The sequence below is a fragment of the Streptomyces sp. NRRL B-24085 genome (genome assembly GCF_001282115.1).
Classification (GTDB): Bacteria; Actinomycetota; Actinomycetes; order Streptomycetales; family Streptomycetaceae; genus Streptomyces.
Genome location: NZ_LJBR01000185.1, coordinates 20,679 through 30,430, shown reverse-complemented (window position 1 = coordinate 30,430; position 9,752 = coordinate 20,679). Strand labels below are relative to the sequence as shown.

At 69.7% G+C, this 9,752-nt stretch carries 13 protein-coding genes; 9 read left to right on the top strand and 4 right to left on the bottom strand.

What is annotated here, in order from left to right; all coding sequences use genetic code 11:
• Positions 1-10 precede the first annotated feature (10 nt).
• Positions 11-226: a hypothetical protein gene (locus AOJ26_RS21045; RefSeq protein ID WP_053849879.1), complete on the bottom strand. Its 216-nt coding sequence runs from the start codon at positions 224-226 to the stop codon at positions 11-13.
• A gap of 429 nt (positions 227-655) precedes the next feature.
• On the bottom strand, positions 656-847 hold the full coding sequence (locus AOJ26_RS21040; protein ID WP_053849876.1) for a hypothetical protein: 192 nt from the start codon (positions 845-847) through the stop codon (positions 656-658).
• Positions 848-1,333: 486 nt separating this feature from the next.
• Here AOJ26_RS21040 and AOJ26_RS21035 point away from each other — a divergent pair, with 486 nt between their 5' ends.
• Positions 1,334-1,636, top strand: coding sequence for a hypothetical protein (locus AOJ26_RS21035; protein WP_053849875.1), 303 nt, complete (start codon positions 1,334-1,336; stop codon positions 1,634-1,636).
• On the opposite strand, the gene AOJ26_RS43900 is transcribed toward AOJ26_RS21035, so the two are convergent.
• Positions 1,618-2,220 (bottom strand): hypothetical protein, encoded by a 603-nt coding sequence (locus tag AOJ26_RS43900; RefSeq protein ID WP_179200264.1) that lies wholly within the window; start codon positions 2,218-2,220, stop codon positions 1,618-1,620. The genes AOJ26_RS21035 and AOJ26_RS43900 overlap by 19 nt on opposite strands.
• A gap of 124 nt (positions 2,221-2,344) precedes the next feature.
• On the bottom strand, positions 2,345-2,641 hold the full coding sequence (locus tag AOJ26_RS43530; protein WP_159044344.1) for a hypothetical protein: 297 nt from the start codon (positions 2,639-2,641) through the stop codon (positions 2,345-2,347).
• A gap of 261 nt (positions 2,642-2,902) precedes the next feature.
• Here AOJ26_RS43530 and AOJ26_RS44480 point away from each other — a divergent pair, with 261 nt between their 5' ends.
• The 8 genes from AOJ26_RS44480 (at position 2,903) to AOJ26_RS20995 (ending at position 9,726) form a co-directional block, all read left to right on the top strand.
• On the top strand, positions 2,903-3,052 hold the full coding sequence (locus AOJ26_RS44480; protein WP_234358633.1) for a hypothetical protein: 150 nt from the start codon (positions 2,903-2,905) through the stop codon (positions 3,050-3,052).
• Between the two features lie 21 nt (positions 3,053-3,073).
• Positions 3,074-3,868 (top strand): hypothetical protein, encoded by a 795-nt coding sequence (locus AOJ26_RS44475; protein WP_234358632.1) that lies wholly within the window; start codon positions 3,074-3,076, stop codon positions 3,866-3,868.
• Between the two features lie 51 nt (positions 3,869-3,919).
• Positions 3,920-4,924: an FUSC family protein gene (locus AOJ26_RS44470; RefSeq protein WP_234358631.1), complete on the top strand. Its 1,005-nt coding sequence runs from the start codon at positions 3,920-3,922 to the stop codon at positions 4,922-4,924.
• A 628-nt stretch (positions 4,925-5,552) separates the two neighbouring features.
• Positions 5,553-5,885, top strand: a complete 333-nt coding sequence (locus AOJ26_RS21015) for an STAS domain-containing protein (RefSeq protein WP_053849873.1) — start codon at positions 5,553-5,555, stop codon at positions 5,883-5,885.
• A gap of 854 nt (positions 5,886-6,739) precedes the next feature.
• A complete protein-coding gene (locus tag AOJ26_RS21010) occupies positions 6,740-7,288 on the top strand; it encodes an ATP-binding protein (RefSeq protein WP_063790298.1) in 549 nt (182 codons plus the stop codon).
• A gap of 286 nt (positions 7,289-7,574) precedes the next feature.
• Complete coding sequence (locus AOJ26_RS21005) at positions 7,575-8,111, top strand: hypothetical protein (protein ID WP_234358630.1); 537 nt, start codon at positions 7,575-7,577, stop codon at positions 8,109-8,111.
• 536 nt (positions 8,112-8,647) lie between these two features.
• On the top strand, positions 8,648-8,974 hold the full coding sequence (locus AOJ26_RS21000) for a hypothetical protein (protein ID WP_053849872.1): 327 nt from the start codon (positions 8,648-8,650) through the stop codon (positions 8,972-8,974).
• A gap of 152 nt (positions 8,975-9,126) precedes the next feature.
• Positions 9,127-9,726, top strand: coding sequence for a flavodoxin family protein (locus AOJ26_RS20995; protein ID WP_053849871.1), 600 nt, complete (start codon positions 9,127-9,129; stop codon positions 9,724-9,726).
• Positions 9,727-9,752 lie beyond the last annotated feature (26 nt).

Genomic DNA, 9,752 nt, shown 5'->3' with positions numbered 1-9,752 from the left:
AGTGTGTTCGTCACGGCTCCCACACGTGTGGGCCGCCACCCTTCCACTTGATCAGGTCAGAGGCGGCGATTTCGTCTTCCTCCCCGATGTGCAGCCCTGCACGGTGGAGGAACACGATCATGTCCCACAGGCCGTAGGCGCGGCCCACAGCCTGGTAGTGGATATGCACCAGCCGACCGCCGTCGTGATCGGGCGGGTCGACGGTCACGGACGGCACAGACGTCATGCAGACCATGGTCGCCCCACGGCACACGGAACGGGGCATCTGGGCACCTGCCCGTCGTACCCCGCCCTTGGGCCCGGCAGGGGGCGGGCAGAGAGACGTAACCCGCCTCTGTGTTCGGCCCCCTGGCATGTCCGTTGGCCTCCGGCACATCACGCCAAGGGGCACCGGTTCGGGTCCGCCATCTATGCCGTCTGTCCGATCCTCCTCTGCTACCCCAACATCAAGCGCGCCCTGGCCGCTTGACGGCGGACCCACGCCCTCCGCACTGAGGCGTGTCGGGTGTGTGTGTCTTCATCGGTTCAGGACGTGGTGGGTGGCTGGGAAGGAGGCGGTCGACGCTGGTGAGAGCCAGCATGTCCTGCACGAACCGATCGGGAGCGAGCAGGGCGAGGCGGGCGCTGGTGTCGCGGGCGGTGCGGTAGGCGCTGATCAGGCAAGTGAGGCCGGTGGAGTGGCGACCATCGACGCCAGGTCGCGCAGCGCCCGGCGGGTCGGCTCGTCGTCGGTTGCCGTCTCGGCCCGCAGCACGTCCAGCCGCTTGACACCGTCGGCGACGGCTACCCACCAGCGACGTCGGCCGTCTTGTCTGCCGTCGGTGTCTCGTTCGGCCAGCAGGGTCACTGCTGATAGGCGCGGTCGGGGAGGCTGTCCCGGATGGTGAACGGCTGTCCGTCGTCTGCGGTGTCCCGCCCGCGGCCGGTGAGCCGGCGCACTACCGTCTCGCGGATGTCGACGACGAAGACGGCTGTGTCGTACCTGCAGCATCCGCATCATCAGCGGTTCCGCATGGTGTCTCACCAGCGTGTCAGGCTCTCTTTTCGGTGGGCCCACCCTTGGCTGGTATCGCACCTTCTTGGCACAAACAGCGACACACCGCCCGTGATCGAACCGGTCGCACCCGGCCCGCAGCAGGAGCGAGGCATGGCCGGCCCTCTACCGGCGCCCACCGGCCGCCATGGTGTTCCTGCCCGCAAGTTTTCATGGCCGGGGTCCACCGAGTGTTTAGACCGGTCTGTGGGAGTCGCTCGTGGGACAAGCGCCGATCTTGACGCTGTCCTTACCGCGGAGGCTTCAGGCATTCCGCATGATGTGAGAGGTGTCTTCTTCATGAGCGCTGTGAATCCGGTCGGTAACGCAAGCCACACGGGCACCGATGCGGCCGCTCACCGGCCGCGCCGGCTGTCGACCGAGACGAAGGCCGCCTTCAAGACCACCGAGTTCTTCGCCTACATCGCTGCGGTCGTTGCGGTACTGATCGCCTCCATGGTCGTGGGAGACGACGAAGGTCACGCCGATTACTTCCGCGCCGACAAGGCGTGGCTGTACATCGTGGTCCTCACCGTCGGCTACATGATCAGCCGGGGCCTGGCCAAGTCCGGCAGCCGCGACCCCTACGACGAATCCCGCTGAACACGGCTCCATCCAGTCGCACAAGGCGACCGGCAACCGCCTGTTGCGAAAGGTCCCCGCGCTCTCTTGGAGCAGCGGGGACTGTCCACATCCGGTACTGCGGTGCAGCGCACCGGCCGGGCATCCCATCGGTCTCGTGAGCCCATGAGACCAGCACTGTTGCGGATCATCCGCCGATGCACCGGGTCGGGCGGCGCCCTGACCGTCTTCCTCGATCTGCCCGACAACGCGGCCGCCGTCCCCGAAGACGCCGTCAAGGAGCCGTCGACGACCTGGCCGTCGACCGCATCGACCGACTCGGCGCCATCCCGCAGCCCAACGCCGATCCCGCCCATCAGCTCGAGAGCGCCGGAGAGGAACCAGGCGAGGCGGCCGTGAGTGCGCGCGAGGTAGATGGCCAGGACGACGAGAGTTTCCCGCAGGTGTTCGAGCCGCTTGATCTGCTGCGGCAAGGCCTCCTGAACATCCTGCGTGCCGATGACGTCGCGCAGGCGGGCCTCGGTCTCCAGGGCGAGCTGGCGATCGCTCGGATCCAGTCTCCACACCTGGTCGTGGATCTGTTGGTCAGCTTCCTCAGCAAGCACTGCGAGGATTCTCCGCATGTCCGTGGCTGTACGCTGCCGCACGCGCCGTCTTCCCCGCCTCCGATCCGGGATGACCGTCCCGTCCACTCCCGCCATGAACCTTTGCCGAAGAAGTTGCGCAAGACTAGACCGAGTGGCCGTGAGGCATCGAGCATGGCCACGAACGCGGATGCGGACTTGGGACATCCATCCCCGTCAGTTGGCGTAGGCGCGAGTCGGGACTGGTGCGCGACGAGCTCACCGGCGAGACGAGCGGCAGGCAGAATCGGGCCTCCGCGATCAGACCATTGCCGATGTAGATCGCCGCGTGGTGCATGTTGGACGGTGCACCGAGAAAGACGATGTCGCCGGCGTGCAGCGCCCGCCATCCCTGGTCCGCTGAGATCCGCACCGGCCCGGACGTCTGGAAGATGTGCGACACGACGCGGTCGCCGATGATGTCGTATCCGGCGCCGGCTTCCTCGCCCCAGCCGCAGCGATCCGCAGCGGTCGGCCGAGCGGGCGGGGCGCGCCCCGGGCGGATGCTGTGCCTCGCGGCGTGGGTGATGCTGAAGGGGTGGGCGGTGTCGTAGCCAGGTGGTGGGACCCGGGGGTCTACGTCGTCTCGGGCCGCCGCGCAGTGCGCGTGGCACTTGCGGCGGCGAGCGGGTTCTACGTTTTCCGCTATGGCCTGGACTGCCCCGTGGCGGCAACGTACGCGCTGTTCGCCGCGATCGCTCTGGGCGGACTGTCACGGATCCGCGGCACCGGACGCCAACGGGCCGCCGTACTGCTGCGCGCCCTGCCGCTGTGCTGGGTGCTGGTGGTGGTCGGCACGTATCTGTCGGTGTAGACCTGGAGCGCCGCCGTCGGCATGCTGGTGGTCGGCTTCCTTCTGGCCTTCTCGGCCGTGGGCGGGCCGCGCGCGGCGGGGACGGCACCGGGCCTGCAACTGCTCTACATCCTGCCGTCCTTCCCGCCCCACGACCCGGCCTCACTCGGCCAACGCCTGGCCGGGACCAGCACCGGTGCGGCTCTGCTCGTCGCGGCGGAGGCACTGCTGCTGGCCGAGCCGAACCCTTCGGGGTACGAGGAGAGGGCGGCCCGGGCCGCGCGGGTCGCTGCGCGGTGCGCCCGATGCCTCGCCACACCGCCGTACACCCTGACCGGTGAGGACCGGGAGGCGGCCCGGGAAGCCGTGCAAGGGCTCCGGCCACTGCACGTGCCGGAGGCGGTACGCCCAGCTGGGCCGGGCAGACGCGAGCGCGCCCTGGCGCACACCGGCCTGGCGACCCGCACCCTGCTGAGCCGGCTCGCGGGGCTGCGCACCGACCGTGACGAGGCGGACACCGCGGTCACCGCCGTGCTGCGTGCGGTGGCCGAGCTGGGAGAGGCGACCGCCGGCTGTCTGCGCTCCGGGCCGTCGCCGGTGGCGCCGTACCAGGCGCTGGTCGAGGCGCGCGCACGCCTGTCGGCCGTCTCCGCCGGGCCGTTTCCCGGCACCGCCCCTGCGCAGGCCTTCCCCGCGGCGGTACTGCGCAGGCACGCCGCCGTGCTGGAGGTCGCCGACGCGGCACTCGCCATGGGCGTGGCCGCCGACCTCGCCGTACACGGCCGGCATGCCCGGGTGCCGGTCCCGCCGGGCCGCTTCTGGTACGCCACGATGTGAGCGCCGCTACTGTGGTGGCACCGGCTGCGCGGACACGGCGGGCGCCGGTCGGTGTTCTTCCAGAACGCGGTGCGCATCGCCCTGGCGCTGACGGCCGCACGGCTGGTGGCCGGGGTGGACACGCTGCCCCATGGGTTCTGGGCCATGCTCGCGACCCTCACTCTCACCCGTACGACGTTGGACGAGACCCGTCACACCATCCGCCTGGCGCTCACCGGCACCCTTGTCGGCGCGCTGGTGACCGCCGGGACGCTGACCCTGGCCGGGACGGACACCCGCTTCTACGCGGTGCTGTTGCCGCTATGGATGCTGATCGCCTTCACCGTCGGACCGGTGCGGGGCGTCGGCTGGGCACAGGGCCTGTTCACCGTGCTCGTGGCACTGGTCTTCGCGCAGCTCGCGCCGCCTAGCTGGCATCTGGCGGAGGTGCGGATGCTCGACGTGCTGGTCGGCAGCGCGATCGGAGCGGTCTTCGGACTGCTGGCATGGCCGCGCGGCGCTCACGACGAACTGCGCTACGCGGCCGCGGAGCTGCTGCGCAGGGCGGCGGAGATCGTCGTGGCGACCAGCGCCTCGGCAGCGCGGGGCACGACGGCGGCCCCGCCGTCGGGGGCGCCGCCCGGTCACCGGTCGCTGCACCGCTCGGTCATCCTCGCGGAGTCCGCGTACGCCCAGTACCAGAGCGAGCCCGCACGCATGGATGGCCACGCGACGTCCCCTGCGGTGGACTGGCAGGCGACGCTGATGGCGGGCCACCACACCCTGTGGGGTTCCCAGAGGCTGCTGGAGCCACCGCACGCCGTACTGGGGCCGGCCACGGCGGAAGCGCTCGCCGGCGTCGGCGAACGCGTGGCAGGCCGGATGCTGCTGGTCTCGGCGGCCCTGGACCCGGGCGGCGACACGCCCACCGCACCCGTGCCGTCGATCGAGATGACCCTCGCGGAAGCCACGGCTGAGCCACCGGACGCACCGCGTCTCTACTACGCGACGGTGTCGTGGCTGCAGTCCCTGACGGCGGATCTGGACCGCATCGGTGCCGGGCCGGGAAAGGAGTAGTGAGGCCGGGCCCGCTGACTGTCGCACGCCGCCGCATGGTTGAAGCACGACCGGTCGCCTGCGTAGCGGAGGCGAGGTGTCCGGGCGGGCCGCCCGGGCCCCGGTCTGCGCGGGTCGGACGTGACGTCCCTTGAGCCCCCACGTGTGACATCGGAGCCTGCGACGGACCTGCCGGCGAGTGCGCGTGCGCAGCGGACGAACCCGCTCGGCTTGAACCCCACACGCCCCCACCGCTTTGCATGGTCGCGTGATGCCATGGGGGCGATCCAGGCGGCGGCTCACTGTTCGCCGGACCAGGCGGAGTCGACTAGACGCCGGCTGCCACGGCAGTCGGCGTCAGCTTTCGCTGTAGCCGTTCGAGATGCTTCAAGCCCGCCTCCACAACGCGATCGGCCGCATCGCGTTGGGTCTTTGCCCGGGCGATGCCGGCGGGTATGGCGGGCGCGGGCAGGAGTGTGGGACGGTGGAGGGACGTGAGACCGACTGGTTCACCTTTGCGGGGTGCCGGTCTTTTGGGATGTCGGGCGTTGCCCCCACTCCGGGCACTCGGCTCCTGCCTTCGTCGTCCGCCCCCGCGGGGGTGGCGCGCCGTTGGGCTCATCGACCCCCGGAAGGGGGGCGTGCCCACATGAACGTCACCACCGTCATCGACGGCACCCGTGCCCGGATCATCCCGCACGGCGAGATCGACGCCGACACCCTGCCCCCGCTGCGGGCAGCCTTGGCCGGACTCCCGCCCGGCTTCAGCGACGTCCAGTTCGACCTGCGCGAGACCGCCTTCATGGATGTCGCCGCCCTGCGCTTCCTGTTCGACCACTGCGCGGACGCCTCGCCCCGCCGCAGGACCGTGACGGGCCTGAGCCCGCAGCCTATGCGTCTGCTGCTGTTGGCCAGCGACTTGTACCCCGCCACGTACGGCCTTGCCCGTCTACTGCCTGACACCGTCCCGGCCGACTTCTGACTCGCGCCCGCGCCGACGACGTGGGGCAGCGCTTGCCTGCCAGCCCCCGCGCCCGCTGCTCGTGGGGATGATGGCGTTGCGATGTCGTCGCGGCGGTTACGACCCGTGGAAAGCCTCATGGCACCTGTGCTGCGCAAGCCCGGAACGAGTGGGCGCACGCTCCGGTTGGCGCTGTGAGGCGGCGTGCGGCGCCAGGATGCGCCGTACGCAGCCGTCCCGCCGATATCCCGTGATGGCGTGCAAATGCCTGCTGCAGGCGCGGCCAGTTCAGTCGGTGGCCTGGGACGGACGACTGCTTGGGGTGTGGCCCGGGCCTCGGGGGTGGTGAGGAGCGGAGCTGCGGAGAGCAGCGATGGTTCGGTGCACAGCCGATCGTGCCGTCTGCTGTGTCCGGCACGATACGACGGTCAGTCTCCTCAGCAGGAGAGCAGGGACACCGGGCACGCCGTTCCTTCCCGAACGCGGGGCACAGCCCGCCTCAACTCAGTGCTCGGCACGTATGCCCGCTCGTTCGCCGAGCATGCCGTTGCCGTCGTCGGGTGGGGAACGCGCGGGGCGAGGAGCGGCGATGCTGAACCTGCACACACGTCGGCCCGGAGCCTTCGGCCAGGAAGCGTTCGGCTGGGCCGCGCCGGCTGCCTTTCGCCAGGAGGCTCGCTTAAGCAGTCAGACAAGAGCCACTATCCTCGCGGACGAAGACGACGGCTGTGCAGGCGCCCACCGGGTCTGCCGAGGCGATTGCATCCCCGCCCAGCCCCGTGATGCTGCGCCCCTCCTGACCCGCACTGCGGTTGCGGGGCGGGCCCCCGGGTACGCGCAGGGCGCAAGCCGCGAGCACAACGAAAGAGCCCTACATGATCATCCCGCTTAAGAAGCAGGCGGCAGATGAGCAGGGCACGGGCAAGGACACCACGCTGCGCTCCAGCGTGGCCTGGGCGTACGGCGCGGCCTACGCCGCTGACGCGCGCCGCACCCTGCGCGCCTTCCTTGCCCGCGCCCCGCAGTCCGGCCGCACCTCCTTGCCGACCCTGCTTGCTGTGGACGCTGAGCTCGTGGTCAGCGAACTCGTCACGAACGCGATCCAGCACGCTCCCGGCCCGTGCGGACTCGCCCTGCATCTGTCACCCGACGCCCTGACTGTCTCCGTATGGGACACCTCTCCTGACGCACCAGAAGTGAAGCACGATGACCACCATGGCGTCGGCGGCCGCGGACTTCGCCTGGTGCACACGGTCAGCGACCAGGTCGTCGTGGAATTCCTCGCGGTGGGTAAACAGATCACCGCCCATCTGCCCCTGCCCGCACGTGACGACACCACAGTCATCAGCTCCGTGACGACTCCCCTCAGTGGTGCACATGCCGAGCGTCAGCGGTGGGCGGAGAGCGCAGGGCCGCGATCGTGAATCCAGCCGAGGAGGGCCACGCGGCTTCATGACGCCAGCCGCAGCGTGCAGCTCACGACGCGGGGAGGTCACGCGGGCGGTTGCCTGCCCAGGCGGTTGCCAGCCCGGACGGATGCCGGCCGGTTGCCTTGCGCGCACGTGGTGTCCGAGCTGCTCACCCAGGGTGCGGCATGCCGACGCCATGCCCGGGTTCGCACTGCGGGCCGGTGGGCGCGGGCGGTGCGGGCATGCATGCCGGGCAGTCTCGGGGGCCTGGAGTATGCCGCTCATTGTCTGAGAGCCCTAGATGATCGTTGGCAAGATCGGCAATCACGAGGCGGTGTCGGGCGGGGGGACGCCGTTCATTACGATGATCTGCATGGATATGCGCAGGATCGTTGCGGTGCTGGTCGAGGAAGCTGAACAGCAGATTCACGACCAGGTGTGGAAGCTGGCGCCGAGCGATCGCGCACTCGCTCTGGAAGCCGAGGCCGGCCTGCGTGACGTCGTCGGCCTGCCGGACGTCCAGGAAGCCCTGCCGCAGATCAAGCGGCTCGAACGCCTGCGGGAATCCCTCGCCGTCCTGGCCATCTCTCTCGCGCGCACGCATGGCCGTCTTGCTTGGTTTCTCTCCGGTGCCCTCAACGCGCTCGAACCGATCCTGCGCTGGCGTGCCCTGCCGGCTGACCATGGTGGCACGTTCGGCACTGTCCTCCCGAGTCCTGAGGACTACACGGAAGCAGAGGACGCTGTCCGCCGGCTCCAGGACGCCCTTGCGCACATCACCGCCAAGCCAGTCGACCTCGGCAGCGAACGCCCAGCGCAGCAAGTAAACGGCGGCTGAGGGCACTCTCGCGCCGTGCGTCGCGCTCCCGTGCCCGCTTCTGCCCTGCACGTCCCGTCCTGGGGGTAGTGCTGGCCAGCCCTGCTCGTTCATCAGCGCGGCGACAGGAGGCCACTTGGCATGCCGGGCCACCCACTAACTCAGTGAGGTCTCCGGATCACCCATAGGGCCCGCGGCATCGCGGTATCCGGGCCAGGCCCTGAGCGACCCGGCCTGCGGAGATGCCAGAGCCGTCTTCGTCACAGGTGTGCGGGACGCCTACAGTTTGACGAGTTGATCACCGTGAGTCTCGTTGGGGGCCCTCGTTTGCGTGCCCCGGTGGCGGTTGGGAACGAGAGGCCGCAGCCTCAAGGAGAGAGGCCGATGGCGGGTGCCGTCCCGCGACTCCGCAGTGCCGTCCCCGCTTGACCGGGCCCGTGCCGCCGCAACGGCCGGCGGGCGCAGGGGCGTCGCCGGTATGACGTGGACCGTGAGGGAAAGTCGGCATGCGGAGCGGGCATGTTGCCCGCCGTCGTCGCAAGGGCAGGAGAGGCGTCATGCCGGCAGGCTCCAGTGCCAAGCGGGAGCGTCAGTACGAGCACGTCAAGGTGAGCGCCGAGAAGCGTGGTGCCTCCACCGAGCGGGCGAAGGAGATCGCCTCGCGGACGGTCAACAAGGAGCGGGCCAGGTCGGGCGAGGCGAAATCGGCTGGCAAGACGTCCACGCGCGACAGGAAGTCGGCTTCGCAGCGCGGAGGCGAGCGCTCGCACAGTGGTGCGCAGGGGCCCACGAAGGAGCAGCTCTACGAAGAGGCCAGGAAGAAGGGTATCGAGGGGCGCTCCTCGATAAACAAGCAGCAGCTGCGTAAGGCCCTGGGCCGCTGAGTTGCGGACCGTCGCCTTCCTCTCGTGGGCGTCTTCCTCCCATTCTGCGGCAATCGATCGGGGCGAAAGCTGCACCTGGTCGTCTCGCAGAAGCCCCCTGACGCGGTCACGTATCACGGCCGCCCGTCCAACCCGAAGGAGCATCGCCGGCCATGCGCGCACTCTCGCTCGTCTGCTCGATGAACGCCTCACCCACCCCCTCCAGCAGTCACCTGCTCGCTGAGCAGGTGACTGCCGAGTTCAACAAACTTGGCGTGGACGGCGAGGTGGTCCGGGTGGCGGACTTCGACATCCGGCCCGGTGTGGAGGTGGACATGGGCAACGGGGACCAGTGGCCCGCGCTGCGCGAGAAGATGCTGCAGGCCGACATCCTCCTCATTGCCACACCGATCTGGCTGGGGCATCCCTCGAGCATCTGCCAGCGGGTTCTGGAGCGGTTGGACGCCGAGCTGTCCGAGACGGACGAGGAGGGCCGGATGCTCACCTACGACAAGGTCGCCGCCGTGGCTGTCGTGGGCAACGAGGACGGTGCCCACCATGTGAGCGCGGAGGTCTTCCAGGCGCTCAACAACATCGGGTTTTCTCTCGCGCCGGGGGCCGTCACCTACTGGGTCGGCGAGGCTCAGCAGGGCACCGACTACCAAGAGCTGGAAGAAACCCCGAAGTCCGTACGCGAGACGACCCACACCCTCGCCGTCAATGCCGTTCACCTGGCACGCCAGCTCACCGGGCAGCCGTATCCGCCGAGCTGACGGTGCGTGGCACCCTTCCAGGGCTG